The 17,851-nt window shown below is 67.8% G+C and carries 18 protein-coding genes; 8 read left to right on the top strand and 10 right to left on the bottom strand.

Features of this window, described 5'->3' with window-relative positions; translation table 11 throughout:
* Nucleotides 1-2 precede the first annotated feature (2 nt).
* The 3 genes from PGN27_RS24255 to PGN27_RS24265 are packed head-to-tail and all read left to right on the top strand — an operon-like array spanning nucleotide 3 to nucleotide 3,114.
* A complete protein-coding gene (locus PGN27_RS24255; protein WP_418888667.1) occupies nucleotides 3-1,181 on the top strand; it encodes a dihydrodipicolinate synthase family protein in 1,179 nt (392 codons plus the stop codon).
* A complete protein-coding gene (locus tag PGN27_RS24260) occupies nucleotides 1,181-2,011 on the top strand; it encodes a sugar phosphate isomerase/epimerase family protein (RefSeq protein WP_335328401.1) in 831 nt (276 codons plus the stop codon). Before PGN27_RS24255 ends, PGN27_RS24260 begins: the two co-directional genes overlap by 1 nt.
* Entirely contained in the window at nucleotides 2,008-3,114 is a 1,107-nt protein-coding gene (locus PGN27_RS24265) for a glycerate kinase (RefSeq protein ID WP_335328402.1), read from the top strand. Before PGN27_RS24260 ends, PGN27_RS24265 begins: the two co-directional genes overlap by 4 nt.
* Here PGN27_RS24265 and deoC read toward each other — a convergent pair.
* The 8 genes from deoC to PGN27_RS24305 form a co-directional block, all read right to left on the bottom strand.
* Nucleotides 3,108-3,794 carry a deoxyribose-phosphate aldolase gene (gene deoC, locus PGN27_RS24270; protein ID WP_335328403.1) on the bottom strand — a complete coding sequence of 229 codons (687 nt, stop codon included), beginning with the start codon at nucleotides 3,792-3,794 and terminating at the stop codon, nucleotides 3,108-3,110. The two genes, PGN27_RS24265 and deoC, sit on opposite strands and share 7 nt — an antisense overlap.
* A gap of 26 nt (nucleotides 3,795-3,820) precedes the next feature.
* Nucleotides 3,821-4,819, bottom strand: a complete 999-nt coding sequence (locus PGN27_RS24275; RefSeq protein WP_335328404.1) for an ABC transporter permease — start codon at nucleotides 4,817-4,819, stop codon at nucleotides 3,821-3,823.
* Complete coding sequence (locus PGN27_RS24280; RefSeq protein ID WP_335328405.1) at nucleotides 4,812-6,368, bottom strand: sugar ABC transporter ATP-binding protein; 1,557 nt, start codon at nucleotides 6,366-6,368, stop codon at nucleotides 4,812-4,814. Before PGN27_RS24280 ends, PGN27_RS24275 begins: the two co-directional genes overlap by 8 nt.
* Complete coding sequence (locus PGN27_RS24285) at nucleotides 6,365-7,351, bottom strand: sugar-binding transcriptional regulator (RefSeq protein ID WP_335328406.1); 987 nt, start codon at nucleotides 7,349-7,351, stop codon at nucleotides 6,365-6,367. The genes PGN27_RS24280 and PGN27_RS24285 overlap by 4 nt, the downstream gene beginning before the upstream one ends.
* Nucleotides 7,351-8,904, bottom strand: a complete 1,554-nt coding sequence (locus PGN27_RS24290; protein WP_335328407.1) for an FGGY-family carbohydrate kinase — start codon at nucleotides 8,902-8,904, stop codon at nucleotides 7,351-7,353. The genes PGN27_RS24285 and PGN27_RS24290 overlap by 1 nt, the downstream gene beginning before the upstream one ends.
* 2 nt (nucleotides 8,905-8,906) lie before the next feature.
* Entirely contained in the window at nucleotides 8,907-9,995 is a 1,089-nt protein-coding gene (locus PGN27_RS24295) for a galactitol-1-phosphate 5-dehydrogenase (protein WP_335328408.1), read from the bottom strand.
* Between the two features lie 44 nt (nucleotides 9,996-10,039).
* Entirely contained in the window at nucleotides 10,040-11,038 is a 999-nt protein-coding gene (locus PGN27_RS24300) for a substrate-binding domain-containing protein (RefSeq protein ID WP_335328409.1), read from the bottom strand.
* 138 nt (nucleotides 11,039-11,176) lie between these two features.
* On the bottom strand, nucleotides 11,177-11,932 hold the full coding sequence (locus tag PGN27_RS24305) for an enoyl-CoA hydratase (protein ID WP_335328410.1): 756 nt from the start codon (nucleotides 11,930-11,932) through the stop codon (nucleotides 11,177-11,179).
* A gap of 55 nt (nucleotides 11,933-11,987) precedes the next feature.
* Here PGN27_RS24305 and PGN27_RS24310 point away from each other — a divergent pair, with 55 nt between their 5' ends.
* Nucleotides 11,988-12,251 (top strand): DUF2277 domain-containing protein, encoded by a 264-nt coding sequence (locus PGN27_RS24310; protein WP_335328411.1) that lies wholly within the window; start codon nucleotides 11,988-11,990, stop codon nucleotides 12,249-12,251.
* Nucleotides 12,248-12,796: a DUF1802 family protein gene (locus tag PGN27_RS24315; RefSeq protein WP_335328412.1), complete on the top strand. Its 549-nt coding sequence runs from the start codon at nucleotides 12,248-12,250 to the stop codon at nucleotides 12,794-12,796. The genes PGN27_RS24310 and PGN27_RS24315 overlap by 4 nt, the downstream gene beginning before the upstream one ends.
* On the opposite strand, the gene PGN27_RS24320 is transcribed toward PGN27_RS24315, so the two are convergent.
* Together PGN27_RS24320 and PGN27_RS24325 are read right to left on the bottom strand one after the other, a co-directional pair.
* Nucleotides 12,785-14,431, bottom strand: coding sequence for a CocE/NonD family hydrolase (locus PGN27_RS24320; protein WP_335328413.1), 1,647 nt, complete (start codon nucleotides 14,429-14,431; stop codon nucleotides 12,785-12,787). The genes PGN27_RS24315 and PGN27_RS24320 overlap by 12 nt on opposite strands.
* A 34-nt stretch (nucleotides 14,432-14,465) precedes the next feature.
* Nucleotides 14,466-15,038, bottom strand: coding sequence for a DUF3558 domain-containing protein (locus tag PGN27_RS24325; protein WP_335328846.1), 573 nt, complete (start codon nucleotides 15,036-15,038; stop codon nucleotides 14,466-14,468).
* A gap of 134 nt (nucleotides 15,039-15,172) precedes the next feature.
* On the opposite strand from PGN27_RS24325, the gene PGN27_RS24330 reads away from it, so the two are divergent.
* The 3 genes from PGN27_RS24330 to truB are packed head-to-tail and all read left to right on the top strand — an operon-like array spanning nucleotide 15,173 to nucleotide 17,688.
* Entirely contained in the window at nucleotides 15,173-16,138 is a 966-nt protein-coding gene (locus PGN27_RS24330) for an ACP phosphodiesterase PptH (protein WP_335328414.1), read from the top strand.
* Nucleotides 16,139-16,795, top strand: coding sequence for a 4'-phosphopantetheinyl transferase PptT (gene pptT, locus PGN27_RS24335; RefSeq protein ID WP_335328415.1), 657 nt, complete (start codon nucleotides 16,139-16,141; stop codon nucleotides 16,793-16,795).
* Nucleotides 16,792-17,688 (top strand): tRNA pseudouridine(55) synthase TruB, encoded by an 897-nt coding sequence (gene truB / locus PGN27_RS24340; protein WP_335328416.1) that lies wholly within the window; start codon nucleotides 16,792-16,794, stop codon nucleotides 17,686-17,688. The genes pptT and truB overlap by 4 nt, the downstream gene beginning before the upstream one ends.
* Nucleotides 17,689-17,851: the final 163 nt, after the last annotated feature.

Here is a 17,851-nt window from a genome sequence, read left to right on the forward strand (position 1 = left end):
CCATTACCAGCGCAGGAACGGGAGTGCTGCTGGACCTGCCGGAGCATGGATCCTATGAGCTCTCCGGCCCGGGTTCTTGGCGCAAACCCGACGCGCCGATCACCTCCAGGATCGCCTATGCCGCAGCCCATGTGGTGCCTGCCGGCGCGGCCGACTGCACCCCGGGCACGCCGGCCCAGCTCGACTGGGACGTCACCATGGCCTATCGGCACGAGCTGTGGTCCTACGGGCTCGGTGTCGCCGAGGCCATGGACACCGCCCAGCGCGGGATGGGTCTGGACTGGGCCGCCACCCAAGAACTGATCGCCCGTACCGGCCGCGAGGCCGCTGCGTCGGGCGGTCGGCTGGCGTGCGGGGCGGGCACCGATCAGCTCGATCTGGCCGATGTTCCCGGTGGCGCAGCCGGTTTGGCCATCGTCACAGATGCCTACCGTGAACAGATCGATGTCGTCCGCAACGCCGGGGCCGAGGTGATCCTGATGGCATCGCGGGCACTGGCTCGCGTGGCGCAGTCACCCGCGGATTATCTGTCGGTGTACGGCACGCTGCTGGCCCAGGTCGATCGGCCGGTGATCTTGCACTGGCTCGGCGAGATGTTCGACCCGGCGCTGCGGGGATACTGGGGTGACACCGATATCGACGCCGCCACCGCCACCTTCCGGGAACTGCTGGGTACCCACGCCGACAAGATCGACGGTGTGAAGGTCTCGCTGCTCGACGCCAGCCATGAGGTGGCGCTGCGGCGTGCGCTGCCCGCCGGTGTCCGGCTCTACACCGGTGACGATTTCAACTACCCGGAGCTCATCATCGGTGACGGTACGAGTCATTCCGACGCGTTGCTGGGGATCTTCGCCGCCATCTACCCGGCCGCATCCACGGCGCTGCAGGAACTCGATTCCGGCAATACCGTGCAGGCACACGACATCCTGGAATCCACCCGAGCGTTGGGACGGCACATCTTCGCCGCGCCGACCTACTACTACAAAACCGGGATCGCGTTCCTGTCCTGGCTCAACGGGCATCAGCCCGGTTTTACCATGGTCAACGGTCTGGCGGCGGGACGCTCGGTAGCGCATCTGTGCGAATTGTTCGTGCTCGCCGACCGGGCCGGCCTGCTCGGCGATCCGTACCTGGCCGCCGAGCGGATGCGGATCTACCTGACGCTGAACGGAATCCGGTGATGAACGATCCTCATGCCAGGCTGTCGTTGAACACCATGACCATCAAGTCCTGGACGCTGCGCGAAGCCGTCGAGGCGACCGCCGCGGCGGGACTGCCTGCTATCGGTCTGTGGCGGGACCGGGTTGCCGAGGCCGGAGTCGATGATGCGGCGAAGATCGTCCGCGATAACGGACTTCGGGTGTCCAGCCTGTGCCGCGGCGGCTTCCTCACCGGTCTCGACGATGGTGATGCGGCGTTGGCCGACAACCGTCGCGCCATCGACGAGGCGGCCACCCTGGGTGCGCGCGAACTGGTGCTGGTGGCCGGTGGCGTGCCGGACCGGGATCTGCCCGGCGCCCGGGCCCGGCTCGCCGAGCGCATCGCCGAACTGGTGCCCTATGCCGCACAGCGGGATGTCCGTCTGGCCCTGGAACCCTTGCATCCGATGTTCTGCGCCGACCGCGCCGTGATCTCCACCCTGGGGCAGGCCCTGGAGCTGGCGGCACCGCACCCCGCCGAGTCGGTCGGTGTGGTCGTCGACACGTTCCACATCTGGTGGGATCCCGAACTCGCGCAACGGGTTGCCGACGCCGGGGCTGCGGGCCGGATCAGCTCGTACCAGATCTGTGACTGGTTGGTCCCGATGACACCGGACCCGTTGGTCTCGCGGGGCATGATGGGCGACGGTGCCATCGACTTCGGAGCCATCACCGCGATGGTGGCCGCGGCCGGGTACACCGGGGATGTGGAGGTGGAGATCTTCAACGAGGCGGTCTGGGCCACCGACGGGCACACGGTGTTGGAGACGATGAAGAGCCGATACCGCGACCTGGTGCTGCCCGCGCTGTGAAAGTTCTGATCGCACCCGACTCGTTCAAGGGCACCGCGACGGCGACCGAGGTTGCCGAGTCACTGGCTGCCGGCTGGAAAGCGGTGCGGGACAACGATGATATCGTCGTCTTGCCGCAGGCCGACGGCGGTGAGGGCACCTTGCGCGCCATCGCCGCGTCGGCCTCTTGGCAGTGGCACCAGACCGTGGTGGACGGGCCCGATGGTGGCGCGGGGCCTGCTCGGTGGCTGCTCGACACCAGCGGTCCACACCCCCGGGCGGTGGTGGAACTCGCCGAGTCCTCGGGTATAGCGCTGATGTCGCGGCTGGATCCATGGCGGGCCGATACCCGCGGTCTCGGCCAGGTGATCGATGCCGCGTTACGCGCCGGCGCCTGGTCCGTTCAGGTGGGGCTCGGCGGCTCGGCGAGCACCGACGGTGGCGCCGGCGCACTGATGGCCCTGGGACTGAAGGCTTTCGATAGCCACGGTCATCCGATCGGCGCGGGCGCATCCGGACTACGCGATGTCGACCGGGTCGAGGCGGACGGGCTGGCGCCGCTGCCGCCCGGCGGGGTCGAGATATTGGTCGACACCGCCGCACCGCTGACCGGCCCGCACGGCGCGGCGACGGTGTTCGGCCCGCAGAAGGGTGCCGTGCCCGCCGATATCGCGCTGCTCGACGAGGGGCTGCTGCGTTGGTCCCGGGCGCTGCGAGCGGCCGGGCTACACGCCGATCCGGCCGCCCCGGGGACCGGGGCGGCCGGCGGAGCGGGCTTCGGATTGCTGGCCTGGGGTGCGGCGGTCGCTTCGGGGTCCGAACGCGTCGCGACCATCACCGGCCTCGACGACCAACTGCCGCACGCGGATCTGCTCATCACCGGGGAAGGCCGATTCGACGGCACCTCCTGGACCGGCAAGTTGGTCGGCCATCTGCTCACCGCGGCTGACCGTGCCGGGGTGCCGGCGCTGGTGGTGGCCGGTCAGGTCACCACCGAGGCGGACGGTTCCACCCTGTCGCTCACGGAACTGGCCGGCTCGGCGGATGCGGCGATGACCGATCCGCGGCGCTGGCTGCAGGCCGCGGGATCGGTTGCCGCACGCCGATTCGACCCGGCTCAGTAACCCGAGCCGCCGTCGCCGGAGGTCAGTAGCGCTCGCGACCCGGACACCCCGAGCCGGGTGGCGCCGGCGGCGATCATCTCGCGGGCCTGCTCCAGGGTCCGCACCCCGCCGGAGGCCTTCACCTGCAGACCCGCCGCGGACACGGTGCGGTGCATCAACTCGACGGCGTGCACGCTGGCCCCACCGGTCGGGTGGAATCCGGTGGAGGTCTTGACGAAATCGGCTCCGGCGGCGACCGCGGCCCGGCACACCCCGACGATCTCGTCGTCGGCCAGCGCGGCCGACTCGATGATCACCTTGAGTACCGTCGGAACCGGCGCGGCCGCGCGGACCGCCGCGATATCGGACTGGACAGCGGCGAAGTCACCCGCCTTCGCAGCACCAACGTCGATCACCATGTCGATCTCGTGGGCGCCCTTGCCGACGGCCTCGGCGGCCTCGGCGGCCTTCACCGCAGAGGAGTGCTTACCACTCGGGAAACCGCACACCACGGCCACTTTGAGATTCTCTGGCACGGTGACCGGCAGCATCGACGGGGATACGCAGACCGAGTAGGTGCCGAGTTCGGCGGCCTCGGCCACCAGCGCGGCGACGTCGGCGGCAGTGGCCTCCGGCTTGAGCAGCGTGTGGTCGATCATCGCGGCGATATCGGCGACGGTGGGTGCGGTGGGGATGCTCATGTTTCCTTCTGTGGTGGTGGGAGAAATCAGGCGGCGCTCTTGGACTGGCGGTCCAGCAGATAGTTCATGATCAGCGCCGCGATCAGGATGAGGCCGGTGACCAGCATCTGGAAGAACGAGCTGAGTCCCAGCAGGTTGAACAGGTTGCGCAGCACCGACAGCAACAGTACGGCGATGAAGGTGCCCAGCACACCACCCTTGCCGCCGAACAGGCTGGTGCCGCCGAGCACGACCGCGGCGATCGCATCGAGTTCCAGGCCGGCGTTGGCGGTCGGCTGGCCGATGGTGAGCCGCGCGGTGAGCAGCACCCCGGTCAGTGCGGCCAGGCCACCGCTGATCACGTAGGCCATGGTGGTGATCCGTTGCACGGGCAGACCGGACAGCCGGGCGGCCTGGGCGTTGCTGCCCACGGCGTAGATGTGTTCGCCGAAGGTGGTGCGGCGCAGCACGAGTCCCACGATGATCGTGGTCGCCACGAAGATGATCCCGACGACCGGGATGCCGGCGATCGACCCTGCGCCGAGGAAGCGCAGACCCATCGGGATCTCCGCGGTGGTCGGCGTGCCGTTGGTGGTCAGATACGTCAGACCGCGGATGCTCTGCATACCGGCCAGGGTGACCATGAAGGCCGGCAGCACCAGATAGGCGCTCAGGCCACCCATCACACCGCCGAGCACCAGCCCGGAGGCGATCGCCAGCGCCATCGCGATCGGCCAGGGCAGACCCATCCCGATGAAGATGGCGACCAGCATGCCCGACAGCGCGGCGACGCTGCCGACCGACAGGTCGATGCCCGAGGTCAGGATCACCACTGTCATCCCGATCGCGACGATGCCGGTCAGGCTGGACTGCTGTAGCAGGTTCGCCATGTTCTGCGGGGTGAGGAACTGCGGTGCGGACACCGAGGCCACCACGAACAACGCGATGAAGATGAACAGCAGGTTGAACCGCATGAAGACGGCGCGGCGGCTCGATTTCGTTGTGCCCGCAGCCGAGTCGGCGGGCCGATCCATCAGGTCAGTCATTGTCAGTCTTCGTTCTTCCGGTGACGATGCAGCGGGCGATGTCCGCTGAAGGGGTGGTGGCGGGCTCGAACTGCGCGATGTTGCGTCCCTCGTGCAGGACCCAGATGCGGTGACAGTTCTCGGTGAGCTCGCTCAGTTCGCTGGAGGCCATCACGACACCGACGCCGGTCTCGGCCAGCGCCTGGACCTGTTCGAAAAGGTCGGCCTTGGCGCCGATGTCCAACCCGCGGGTCGGTTCGTCGAGCAGCAGCAGGTCGATGCCACGGGCAATCCACTTGGCCAGCACCACCTTCTGCTGGTTACCGCCGGACAGCTGCCCGACGGGCTGCTCGACGCTGGCGAACTTCACACCGAGACGCTCCAACGGCGGACCACACACTTCGCGGGCCCGGGCCATCGGGTTGATCCGCCGCGGTTGCAGCGCGGCGATAGCGGCGTTGCGCAGGATCGACTGCTCCAGGAACAGGCCCTGGCGTTTGCGGTCCTCGGGCACCAGCCCGATTCCGCGGCCGACCGCCGACCGCGGTGTCAGCGCGGTGATGTGGCGATCGTTGAACGTCATGTCCAGCGTGGCCTTGCGGTCACCGAAGATGGTGGCCAGCAGGGTCGATCGACCGGCCCCGCCCAGCCCTGCCAAGCCGATGATCTCGCCGCGGTTGACGGTGACGTCACGGATGTCGATGACACCGTCGATGGTGGAGCGGCGCACGTGCAGCAGGGGAGCGCCGGCCACCGAGCGTGGCTGCCGCGGTGGTCGCGCCTGCACGGCACGGCCGATCATGGCCTCCACCAACTCATCCTTGGACACCGAAGCGATATCGAAGACGCCGACGGTGGTGCCGTCGCGCATCACGGTGGCGCGGTCGCCGATCGCCTTGATCTCGTCGAGCCGGTGGGAGATGTAAATGACCGATTTGCCCTCGGCGGTCAGTTCGCGGATCACCGTGAAGACGGCCGCGAGGTCATGATCGGTCAGGGTGGCGCTGGGCTCGTCCATGATGACGATGCGCGCCTCGGTGGTGAGCGCCTTGGCGATCGCGGTGAGTTGTTGGTCCGATACCGACAATTCACCCACGACGGCCGTCGGTGCGAACGTGCCACCGACCCGCGCGATCGCCGCGGCCGCCCGCCGGTCACGCTCCTTGCGATCGACGAACGGGCCACGGCGCGGCTCGTGGCCCAGGAACAGGTTTTGCGACACCGTCATATCCGGCACCAGGTCGAGCTCCTGGTAGATGGTGTTGATGCCGGCGCGCACCCCGTCGATGGGGGAACCGAACGACACGGGCTGCCCGCCCAGGGTGATCGTCCCCGAATCCGGTGTGTAGGAACCGGACAGGATCTTCATCATCGTGGACTTGCCGGCGCCGTTCTCGCCGAGCAGGCAGTGCACCTCGCCCTCGGCGACCTCCAGGTTGGCGCCATTGCATGCCTTGGTGCCCGGGAACGACTTGACGATGCCGGTCATCCGCAGCGCGGTGGGTCGATTCGCCCGGTGTGGCAGGGGGCCTGTCGCCGGCGACGGTGAGGTCGAATCGAGATAGGTCATGCCATGCCTCCAGCCTTGGCGGCCTGCTCCAGAACTGCTGTCGCGGTGGGTTCATCGGTGATCAGCACCGAACACAGCCCACTGCGCAGTGCCGCCCGGACCATCGGCACCTTCGCCGGTCCGGCAGCGACGGCGATCGCGCAGTTGGCGTTGCGGACATCATCGAGTCCCAGCCCGACCGTCCTGCTGTCGATACCGGGATGGGCGATCTGCCCGTCGGTGGTCAGGAAGTGGGCCAGCACGTCACCACAGGCACCCGCCGCGTCCAGTTCCCGTAGTTCGGTGGGGGTGACGGCACCGGACTCGACGAGCACCGAGGTGGGCCCGGAAGCGCCGAGCGAGAACAGCAGCGCATCGGCCTGCCGGGCACCTTCGAGCACGTCGACGACGAATCCCTCGGCGTACAACGCATCCCGGGTCTCGATGCGCTCGACGATGGCGGGCACCGGTAGCAGGGTGGCCCGGCCGTTGCCGCTGTGTGCGATGCTGGTGGCGATGTTGGCCGCCGTGGTGGGCCGCACCGACCGACTGACCCCGCCGTTGGCCTGGATGACCTCGATATTGCTGGTCCACCCGGCCGGCAGCACTGCAGCCACATGCTGCAGGGTATTGCCCCAGGAGACCGCCAGCGTGGTGATCCACCCTGCGTTGGCCTTCAGGTAACCCGCTGCGGCGGCGGCGATGTGGTCGTCGGAGCCGGGGTTCTCCGGTCCGGGCACCACGATGCACTCACGCAGCCCGAACTCGCTTCGCATGCTCACCTCGAGCGGGGTGCGCCGAGCCTGCGGGTGCACGATCTTGATCTGCACGATGCCCACCTCGCGGGCCTCGTCGAGCAGACGACCGATCTTCCAGCGGGTGAGGTGCAATTCCCTGCCGATGTCTTCCTGGGTGCGGCCTTGTTCGTAGTAGCTCTGCGCGACGTGCAGCATCAATTGGGTGTGGCTGGGTCCACTGGCTTTGGGTTCGGTCGGGCGCGCCATCAGGAGCCCATCCGGTCCGTCGTGGCGGCAGTGCGCGCGGTCAGTGCCTCGGCACTGTCGCGCATGAACGGCGCCATGATCTCGGTGAGTCGCTGGTACTCGGCGAAGGTGTTCTCATACACCGGGATCCGTGCAGGCTCGGGTTCGAGTACCCGCACTGTGGGCGCGAACAGCGCCGAGCCCTCGTCCAGCGATCCGGTGACGCCGGCGGCGGTCGCGGCGATCACCGCGCAGGCGCGCAGCGTGAGGTTTTCACCGACCACCAGTTCGGCGGGACGGCCCAGCACGTCGACGGTGACCTGTTGCCACAGCGTGTTGCGTTCGATACCGCCGGAGAACACCAGTCGCTCGCAGGACACCCCGGCCCTTTCGAAGGAGTCGATGACGCTGCGGGTGCCGCAGGCAACGGCTTCGACCATTGCCCGGTAGAGCTCGGCCTTGGTGGTGCCCAGGGACAGACCCACCACCGTCCCGCGTAGGCGGGGCTCGCGGTAGGGCGTGCGGTTGCCCATGAAGTAGTCCAGTGCGTGCAGCCCGTGGCCCGCCGGGTCGACCGCGGCCGCCTCGTCGATCAACGCCGGAAGGTCCTGGCGCGCAACGCCCATGATCGATTCGCCCGCCCATTTGAGCACCGAGCCGCTGGCGACCTGACCACCCTCGACAAGCCATTTGTCCTGGTGCAGCGCGCGCGGGTACGGGCCCCAGATCTCGCGGGTGTCGGTCGGGTCGTCGATCTCGGCGATGATCGCCGAGGAGGTACCGGATACCAGTGAGACCAGTCCGTCCAGTTCGGCTCCGCAGGCCAGTAGTGAGACGTGCGCGTCGATTCCGCCGACGGCGACCACGGGGGTGCCGGTGATCCCGAGATCGGCTGCGGCCGCGGGATGCAGCGGTCCGGCGGTACCACCGACGGCGACGATGCGGTCGGGAAGCTTGGCAGTCAGGTCCGGCACGCCGAGGGCGCTGTACAACTCGTCGGGGAATCGACCGGTCAGGGTGTCGTAGTTGTACTTGCACACCGCGTTCATCTGCGAGCCGACCCATTCGCCGGTGAGCCGGAAGATGACGTAATCGACGGCCTCGACGATGCGTGCCGCCGAACGGTAGATGTCCGGCTCGTGGGTGTGCAGCCACATCGCCTTGGGCACCAGCCATTCCGCGGCATCGGAGCCCCCCGACCATTTCAGGATGGGGTGCTCGTCGACGAGCTCGGCGGTGCGTGCAGACTCGGCGCCGCTGCGGCAATCCATCCACAGGATGGCGGGCCGTAACGGTTCGCCCGCGTCGTCGAGCACCGCGACGGTCGAGGCCGTGGTGGATGCGGCGATGGCGACCACCGCACCGGCCCCGCGACATGCGTCGCTGCTCAACAACTCTCGGCCGGCAGCGGTCAGCGCCGCCCACCAGTCGCGGGGGTCCTGTTCGGCCCAGCCGGGTCGCGGAAACCGGGTGCCATACGGTCGGTGCGCGGTGCCCAGCACCCGACCGTCCTCAGTGAAGGCGCCGACCCGGGCACCCTCGGTGCCCAGGTCGATCGACAACAGAATCCCCATGATCAGTCCTCGTTGGGCAGGAAGAGAACCTTCGAGGAGAAGATCGAGCGCTCACCGAGTTGATGCATCGTCTGCGGAAGTGCCGATAGTGGCAGCTCGTGAGTGATCATGAACTCCCACTCGAGTTGGCCGGTCGACATCATCTTCGCCGATGTCCGCCATTCGTCGCCGGGGAATGGCGCGGAGAACGAGTTCCATGACCCGTGCAGGGTGGCCTCAAGGCGCATGAACTGGTTGAAGGTCTCTTTGCCCAGCGGCACCGGTGCGTGTGGGATACCGATGAACACGGCGTGCCCGTGCGGACCGGTCAGATTGGCCGCCATGTCGGCGGTCGCCGGCACGCCTGCCGATTCCAGGACGATGTCGAACCCGCGGCCACCCAGCGCGCGGGCCTCCTCGACACCCTGGACGGCGTGATCGGCACCGGCCTGGCGGGCCATCGCCGCCTTCTCCTCGCTGAGGTCGACGGCGACCACCTCGGTCGCACCGTGCAATCGCGCCCACTGGACACCGAACAGACCGATGGGGCCTGCACCGATCACCAGCACCCGGTGCCCGGCCCGCAGTCCGGTCTTCCACAGACCGTGCAGAGCGATGGCTGCCGGGTCCAGCATGGCCGCGGCGCGCGGGTCGATACCGGCGGGCAGCTTCAGCAGATTGCCCACCGGTGACACCGCGTATTGGGCGTACGCACCGTCGCAGCGACTGCCGAAGTAGTCGTAGTTCTCGCACAGCCCGAACGCGCCCTTGAGGCAGAACTCGCAATTGCGGCAAGGGATCAGCGGCGGCACCGACACCAGTTCACCCAGTTCGAATCCGGTCACACCCTCGCCGAGTTCGACCACCCAGCCGGAGAACTCGTGACCGCAGATGATCGGCATGATGTAGCCACCGTTGCGCAACATCCGCGGGATGTCGGAACCGCAGACACCGCACGCGGCGATCTTCAGCAGCACCTGGCCGGGCCCGGGCCGGGGCGTCGCGACCTCCTCGACCCTGATGTCGCCGGGGGCGTGCATGACGGCGGCCGTCATAGTCTGCGGAATGTTCTGCTCGGGCGTCAGGTCGCGCGCCGGTGCTTCGGTTGTCATGACTTCTCTCTCTTGATGTTTCGCGATTCGAAAGCGTGGGGGTGTCAGGCCGGCGGCTGCGGCGCCTTGGCGAAGGTGGTGTCACCGATCAGCGATGCGGCATTGGACTTGTCGACCAAACCCGTTCCGGCGTCGATGAACTCGTCAACCGTCTCACCGCGGGCCACCTTGACGGCGGTCTGCACGGCCAGCGCGCCCTCGGCATTGGGGTCATTGAGCGCGGTGGCGACGTATTCGTTGCCGTCGGCGATGGCCCGGACGGCCTCCATCAGGCCGTCGACACCGAACACCTTGACGTCGGCACGGTTGTTCTCGGCGAGCACCTGCAGGGCGCCGAGGGCCATATCGTCGTTCTGCGCGTAGACGGCCTTGAGATCGGGATGGGCCTGCAGCAGATCCTGCATGGCGGTGACGGCATTGGCGCGGATGTAGTCGCTGTAGGGGCCGGGAACCACGGTGATGTTGGGTTGCGCGGCCACGGCGGCGGCGAAGCCGTCGTGCCGATCGCGCGCCACCGCGCCGCCGGCATCACCCTGGATCTCGATGATCTTGCCGCCGGCCGGGCCGAGTGCGGCCACCGCGGCCTCGCCGACGATCTGGCCCATGGCCTTGTTGTCGCGGCCGACGAAGGCAGCCGCACCGGACTCCACCGGTCGGTCGACGGTCACGACCTTGATGCCGGCGGCGTCGGCGGCCGCCAGTGACGGTGCGATGCCCTTGGGGTCGACCGGGTTGATCACCAGCACATTGATGCCGCGGGTGATGAGGTCCTGCACATCGTTGTTCTGCTTGGTGACATCACCATTGGCGTCGGCGAAGTAGAACTCGTTGCCGTCGCTCTCGGCGGTCTGCCGGGCGGCATCGGAGAGTGCCACATAGAACGGGCTTTGTTGGGTGGCTTGGCTGAAACCGATGACGACCGCGCCGTCGGCGGTGGCGGCATTGTTGGCGGATCCGTTCTCGCCGGGCATCGAGCACGCGGTGGCGCCGATCGCCACAGCGGCCGAGATCGCGAATCCGGTGACGACCTTTGCGAACCTCATTGCAACTCCTTACGTGCGCTTCGGCGTCGAAGCGCGTGACGTCCATCACCGTAGGAATTGCCGCGAGGTTACGTCAACGTATGCGCATATCTTTGCTCATATGAGCAAAGCGAGGTTGTGTGGGTCGTCGGTGCGCGGCTACACCTGGGTGCGACCGCGCTCGATCACCGAACTGCGACTGGCGGCGATATCGTCCCCGGTCGCGGTGGCCATCCACGCTCGCGCCGCTTCGGCCTCGATCCACAGCCCGGCCTGCGTCTGTTCGGCATCGATGCGGTGGTAGGACTCCAGCAGCGCGCGCACGGCCTTCTGGTTGTTGCCGACGATGGTCGTCGCGATCCGCCGTGCGGTGGGCAGCAACTCGTCGTGTGGCACCACCTCGGTCACCAGCCCGGCGCGCAGCGCCTCCTCGGCCGAGAGATAGTCACCGGTCAGGCTCATCCGTCGGGCCATGCCGACGCCGACCTTCTGCGGCAGCCGCACCGAGAGTCCCCATGTCGGCAACAGCCCGACGCGAGCGTGGGTGTCGGCGAACTTGGCCCGCTCCGAGGCGATCAGCACATCGCAGTACAGTGCCATCTCCAACCCGCCGGTGACGGCCGCGCCATTGATGGCGCCGATGACGGGCTTGCTCATCGGCGGCCATTTCGGGGAGATGTCCGGTAGTTCGGTGGTGTCGCCGAGTTCCTTGAGATCCAAGCCGGCACAGAACACCGGGTCGGCGCCGGTCAGGATGACCACGTCCACGGCGTCATCGCTCTCGGCGGCGCGCAGGGCGGCGATGAACTCGTCGCGCAACCGCGCCGAGAGGGCATTGCGCGCCTGCGGTCGGTTGAAGGTCAGGGTGCGGACCCGGTTGGTGGTGTCGATCAGCAGGACGGGCGAGTCGGTCATTCGCCCACCGTATCGACCTCTGTCGCGGCCGTGCGGGCGGGCCTATCGTGGAGTGATGTGCCGAAATATCACCGAGTTGCGCGGGCTGGAGCCGGCGGCGACGCCTGAGGAGATCGAGGCCGCCGCCCGCCAGTACATCCGCAAGATCAGCGGGGTCACCCGCCCGACCGCGGCGAATGTCGACGCGTTCGAGGCGGCCGTCGCCGAGGTCACCGCCACCACCGAACGCCTGCTCGCGCAGTTGCCGCCGCGACGCCAGCCGCCGAAAACCGTGCCGCCGCTGCGCCGCCCCGAGGTGCGAGCGCGGCTCGGTCTGTGAGCACACCGGCGCTCAAGGAGTGGGGCGCGGCGGTGCATGCCCTGCTGGACGGACGGCAGACCGTGTTGCTGCGCAAGGGCGGTATCCATGAGAAGCGTTTCGAGGTCAGCGCCGCGGAATTCCTGCTGTTCCCCACGGTCGCGCACAGCCACGCCGGGCGGGTGCGTCCCGAACACCGCGACACACTGTCCGGCTCGGCGGACAGCACCGAGGATGCGGTGCTGCTCCGTGCCGGAGCAAAAGTGGTCGCCGCGGTGGAGGTCAACCGTCCCGAACGGATCGGCGACATCTCCGATCTGCACATCTGGACCGCGGAGTCCGTGCGTGCCGACCGGCTGGACTTCCGCCCGCGGCACCGACTGACGGTGCTGGTGGTGCAGGCCCGGCCGCTGGTCGAACCCGTGCGACTGGAGCGCACCCCGCAGTATCGCGGCTGTGCCAGCTGGGTGACCCTGCCGGTCTCGGAAAGTCGTTACGCCGCACCGGTTCACGATCTTCGGACGCTGACAGCCATCGGCGCCCGGGTGCGCGACTCAGTGGGCTGACGGCGCCTGGCTGCCGGCGGGCAGGACCACCCGGGTCCCCTCGCCGAAGGTGACGGTATGCGTGGCCGGACGCATCGCCGTACCGGACACCGCCGACTCGCCGGTGCCCAGATTGCGGGCGTAGCGCGGATGCGACCCGCCGGCCACCAGCAGCCGGATCCGTGACCCCGCGGCGAACCGGTGCGCGACCGCATCCAGGCCGATGCGGATCGGCTCCGAGGTGGAATCGCCCGTATACCTTCGGAATCCGTCGCTGACGTTGCGGGACCGGCCCTTGCTGTCCACCTCGCTGATCCGAACGAACACATCGTGGTGCGGGTTGTCGCAATGGTGGATGAGTTCCACGACGGGACCGCCGACGACATAGAGGTCGGCAGGCAGCGGATCGCCGGTGAATGCGAGCACATCGGCCCGGTCGGCCAGCTCGGAGTCGTCTCGGTAACCACCGTCGGGCGACAGTAGCCGGCCGCCGATGGTGGGCGTCGGGTCAGCCGGCTGATAGGTGAACATCAGGTGCCCGCCTGCCGGGGTGCCTGCCAGCGCACCATCGGCTCGCGGATACAGCGTGTGGTGCGCCGTGGCCGGCGGCCAATCATCGAGCTCGACCCATCCGTCCCCGGCGGCCCGATGAATGTGGATACGCACGGGGTGGCGACGTGTCGTCGGCGCGCCGCCCAGGTGCGTGCTCAACCAGTCCAGCGTCTCGCGCAGGACAGTGGCACCCCCGCGGGTCATCACCTGGGTGTGTGTCCACGACCCGACGGTCAGCGCCGTCTCGACGCCGCGGTCGCGCAGCCGCCGGTACTGGGCCAGCGTCTGCTCCAGGAAAAGGTCCTGCCATCCGCTGAACAACAGCACCGGTACGTCCGTGCGGTCCAGGGCGGCGGTGGCGGCCAGGCGTTGCCAGTGCTCGGGATCGTCTTGCGGTGGCCGCAGCCAGGACTCATACCATGGCGCACCGTCGCCGAGCAGCGTGCGCCCTCCCGTGCTCAGCGGAAGATCCAGTGCCGCCGTCGCGACCCGCCGGCCCGCGGTCGCCTGCCGCGCAAGTGTCCGCACCAAACCGGGTTCCTCCTGGTGGGCGACCATATCGCTCCAGCCGAGGAAGTCGTTGAGGGAGAACGCGCCGGTGCCCCATGACGACTCGGCGAAATCGTGCGGCCCGACGGTGATGATCGCCGCGGCGAGCTCGGCGGGCGGGTCGACCAGCAGCGCCCACTGGGTGAAGCCGAGATAGGACAACCCGACGGTGGCGAAGGTGCCGGTGAACCAGGGCTGGTCCCGTAGCCAGGCCACCGTGTCGGCGCCGTCGGCGATCTCGTTGACCATCGGCGTGAACTCGCCGCCGGAACCGAATGTGCCGCGCACGCTCTGGAAGATGACGTGATATCCGCGGCTGGCGTAGACACTGCCGAACGACAGGGTGAAGGGGAAGCGTCTGCCGTAGGGCGCTCGGACCAGCAGCGTGCCCGCCGGAGTCGGGGTCAGCGGTTGGTAATGGTCGGCCAGCAGCTCGACACCGTCGCGCATCGGCACCCGCAGCCCCCTGTGGACGACGAAGTCGGTGCTGGGCGCGGGGACATCCAGGACTCGGCTCAAGGCCTGCCGGGCATGACGGGACAGTCGTGAGCTCACCTGACGAACACTACGTGCGTCTCCAGAGGTGGTCTCAGAACTTGTAGTACGGCGCCAACTCGTTGGCGCGCTGCAGATTGACCTGCAGACAATCCGGCCGGTCTGGGGAATGGATCGGGGAGTAGAACACCGACTGCTGCAGGACGCCGTAGCTGGTCTTGAAGGCGATCATGCAGGTCACCCACCAGCGGTCATTCCAGTCGGTCGGCTTCATGATCCAGAACTGGGCGGCCCGGTGCCCGGCGATGTCGAGTTCGACCGCATCGGGGGGCAGCGTTGCCTCGTAGGTGCGCCATACGAAGGCCTCGACGGCCATCTGATAGTTGCCGGCATCGTATTTGCAGCGCAGCCCGTCCTCGGGTGTCGGCGGGGTGAAGGCCAGGCCGATGCGCTGCACCACATCGATCGGGATGTCTTCACAGGGGTCGAACGGCCGCGGATCGGTCGTCTCGATGACCGGCCATTTGATCGTGGTCGACACGTTGGTCATCGGCAGGTCATCGACGCTCACCGTGGCTGGCGTGCCGGCCGGGTTGGTCTGCCACACGACGATCACCGCCGCGACGAGCGCGCTCAACGCCGACAGCAGGCGCAGCTTGGCACCCATCGAACCCCCATACATCGTCATCCGACCCGAGGGTCCGCACGAACCCTGCGGGGAGTCTAAACGAGAACAGGTTCTAGTTGCCGGGGTTCGGGCATCTCGGGGGCGTCGCGGCCCGGCAAGTACGCTGGACCGCTGTGTCCTCGCCTGTTTCGAAGCCGTCCCGTGAACCGGTGTTGTGGGCGATCAGTGACCTGCACACCGGGCACACCGGCAACAAGCCGGTGACCGAGTCGCTGTATCCGTCCAGTCCCGATGACTGGCTGATCGTCGCGGGCGACGTCGGCGAGCGCACCGACGAAATTCGCTGGGCGCTGGACCTGCTGCGTAAGAGGTTCGCCAAGGTCATCTGGGTGCCGGGGAATCACGAACTGTGGACCACCACGCGCGACCCCATGCAGATATTCGGTCGTGCCCGCTACGACTATCTCGTCGACATGTGCGATCAGATGGGGATCGTCACTCCCGAGCATCCGTTCCCGGTGTGGAACGAGCAGGGCGGTCCGGCCACGATCGTGCCGATGTTCCTGCTCTACGACTATTCGTTCCTGCCGGCGGGCACCGGCACCAAGGCCGAGGGGCTGGCGCTGGCCAAGGAGCGCAATATCGTCGGCACCGACGAGTACCTGCTCTCGGCCGAGCCCTACGCCACCCGCGATGCGTGGTGCCGCGACCGGGTTGCCTACACCCGCAAGCGGCTCGAGGAACTCGACTGGATGACGCCGACCGTGCTGGTGAACCATTTTCCGATGGTGCGCGAGCCGTGCGACGCGCTGTTCTACCCCGAGTTCGCACTATGGTGCGGGACCACCGCGACCCGGGATTGGCATACCCGTTACAACGCCATCTGTTCCGTGTACGGCCATCTGCACATCCCGCGCACCACCTGGTACGACGACGTGCGATTCGAGGAGGTGTCGGTCGGATACCCCCGAGAATGGCGCCACCGCAAGCCATATCGCTGGCTACGGCAGATCCTTCCGGACCCGAAGTATCCGCCCGGCTACCTCAACGACTTCGGCGGCCATTTCGAGATCACCGACGAGATGCGGGAGAACGCACAGAAGATGCAGGACCGGATAGCCTCGCGCAGGAGTAAATAGATGCTACTGCCCGCCGTCGTCCCCGAGCAGGTCTCGACCGCCGAGATGTACGATGATCCGCCGGATCTGACACCGCTGCCGGAGGAGGCGCCGCTGGTGGCGCGGTCGGTGGCCAAGCGTCGCAACGAGTTTGTCACCGTGCGCCACTGCGCCCGGATTGCGTTGGGTGAGATCGGCGTGCCACCGGTGCCGATCCTCAAGGGCGACAAGGGCGAACCGTGCTGGCCCGATGGGGTCGTCGGCAGCCTCACCCACTGTGATGGGTTCCGCGGTGCCGTTGTCGGCAGGCAGGGGCAGGTACGGTCGGTCGGTATCGATGCCGAGCCACACGGTGTGTTGCCCAACGGCGTGCTCGAGGCCATCAGTCTGCCCGTCGAACGGCACCAGATCTCGGCGCTTCCCGCAGAGTTGCATTGGGATCGAATTCTGTTCTGTGCCAAGGAGGCCACCTATAAGGCGTGGTATCCGCTGACGCATCGATGGCTGGGATTCGAGGATGCCCACATCACGTTCACCATCGACGGCACCGGCACCGCCGGGACATTTCGGTCGACCATCCTGATCGACCCCGCCGCCGATCACGGCCCGCCGTTGAACGCGTTGGACGGGCGGTGGTCGGTGGCCGGTGGTATCGCGCTGACGGCGATCACGTTGTGAGCAAACATGTTCCTGCTGCCGGCCTGGTGATCGTCGACAAGCCGGCCGGGATGACCAGCCATGACGTTGTCGGCCGCTGCCGCAGGCTGTTCGGGACCCGCAAGGTGGGCCACGCCGGCACGCTGGATCCGATGGCCACCGGGGTGCTGGTCATCGGGATCGAGCGGGCCACCAAGATCCTCGGGCTCATCACCGGGACGGACAAGTCGTATGCCGCCACCATCCGGCTCGGTCAGACGACCTCTACCGAGGACGCCGAAGGTGCGGTGCTGCAGACGGTGCCCGCCGAGCATGTCACCGACGCGCAGATCGAAGAGGCGTTGGCGCGGTTGCGCGGCGATATCGAGCAGGTGCCGTCCGCGGTCAGCGCGATCAAGGTCGCCGGCGAGCGGTCCTACAAGCTGGCACGGGAGGGTCGAGCCGTCGACCTACCCGCCCGGCCCGTGCGCATCTCCCGATTCGAGGTGATCGCCGCGCGCAGGGGCGGCGGGTTCACCGATGTCGACGTCGAGGTGGACTGTTCCTCGGGCACCTACATCCGGGCGCTGGCGCGCGACGTGGGCGCCGACCTGCAGGTCGGCGGGCACCTCACGGCGTTGCGGCGTACCGCGGTCGGGCGGTATGACCTACAGCAGGCCCGGACCCTCGATGACCTCGCCGAGGCGGCCCGGCTGTCCTACAGCCTCGACCAGGCCTGTCTGCAGGGGTTTGCTCGGCGCGATCTCACCGAGAAGGAGGCGGTCGACACCAGCCACGGCCGACCTCTGGACGCGGCAGGTATCGACGGTGTCTATGCGGCGGTCGCACCCGACGGCCGCGTGATCGCTCTGTTGAAGGACGGTGCGTCGCGCACCGCCCCGGTGGTCGTGCTGCGCCCGGCCACCTTGTCCTGAGCGTTGTCCTGAGGGTTTCGGCGACCTCTGGGCAGAGACGCTGATTACCCCGGGCAGCGGTGTGTGAAACGTGTGGGCCGTTTATCAGGTTTTCCCTAACCAGGGGCGGTTTTTATTAGCCAAATCCCAGGTTTCCTGTGAACTTTCTGCGCCGTCCGGGCGT

The sequence above is a fragment of the Mycolicibacterium neoaurum genome (assembly GCF_036946495.1).
In the GTDB taxonomy this organism is placed as follows: domain Bacteria; phylum Actinomycetota; class Actinomycetes; order Mycobacteriales; family Mycobacteriaceae; genus Mycobacterium; species Mycobacterium neoaurum_B.

Bases quoted from the DNA above. Each gene is read 5' to 3' on its own strand.
- PGN27_RS24300 (WP_335328409.1), bottom strand. From the start codon at position 11,038: ATGAGGTTCGCAAAGGTCGTCACCGGATTCGCGATCTCGGCCGCTGTG.
- PGN27_RS24290 (WP_335328407.1), bottom strand. From the start codon at position 8,904: ATGGGGATTCTGTTGTCGATCGACCTGGGCACCGAGGGTGCCCGGGTC.
- PGN27_RS24295 (WP_335328408.1), bottom strand. From the start codon at position 9,995: ATGACAACCGAAGCACCGGCGCGCGACCTGACGCCCGAGCAGAACATT.
- PGN27_RS24305 (WP_335328410.1), bottom strand. From the start codon at position 11,932: ATGACCGACTCGCCCGTCCTGCTGATCGACACCACCAACCGGGTCCGC.
- PGN27_RS24280 (WP_335328405.1), bottom strand. From the start codon at position 6,368: ATGACCTATCTCGATTCGACCTCACCGTCGCCGGCGACAGGCCCCCTG.
- PGN27_RS24260 (WP_335328401.1), top strand. From the start codon at position 1,181: ATGAACGATCCTCATGCCAGGCTGTCGTTGAACACCATGACCATCAAG.
- deoC (WP_335328403.1), bottom strand. From the start codon at position 3,794: ATGAGCATCCCCACCGCACCCACCGTCGCCGATATCGCCGCGATGATC.
- PGN27_RS24325 (WP_335328846.1), bottom strand. From the start codon at position 15,038: ATGGGTGCCAAGCTGCGCCTGCTGTCGGCGTTGAGCGCGCTCGTCGCG.
- PGN27_RS24285 (WP_335328406.1), bottom strand. From the start codon at position 7,351: ATGGCGCGCCCGACCGAACCCAAAGCCAGTGGACCCAGCCACACCCAA.
- pptT (WP_335328415.1), top strand. From the start codon at position 16,139: ATGCTACTGCCCGCCGTCGTCCCCGAGCAGGTCTCGACCGCCGAGATG.
- PGN27_RS24310 (WP_335328411.1), top strand. From the start codon at position 11,988: ATGTGCCGAAATATCACCGAGTTGCGCGGGCTGGAGCCGGCGGCGACG.
- PGN27_RS24275 (WP_335328404.1), bottom strand. From the start codon at position 4,819: ATGACTGACCTGATGGATCGGCCCGCCGACTCGGCTGCGGGCACAACG.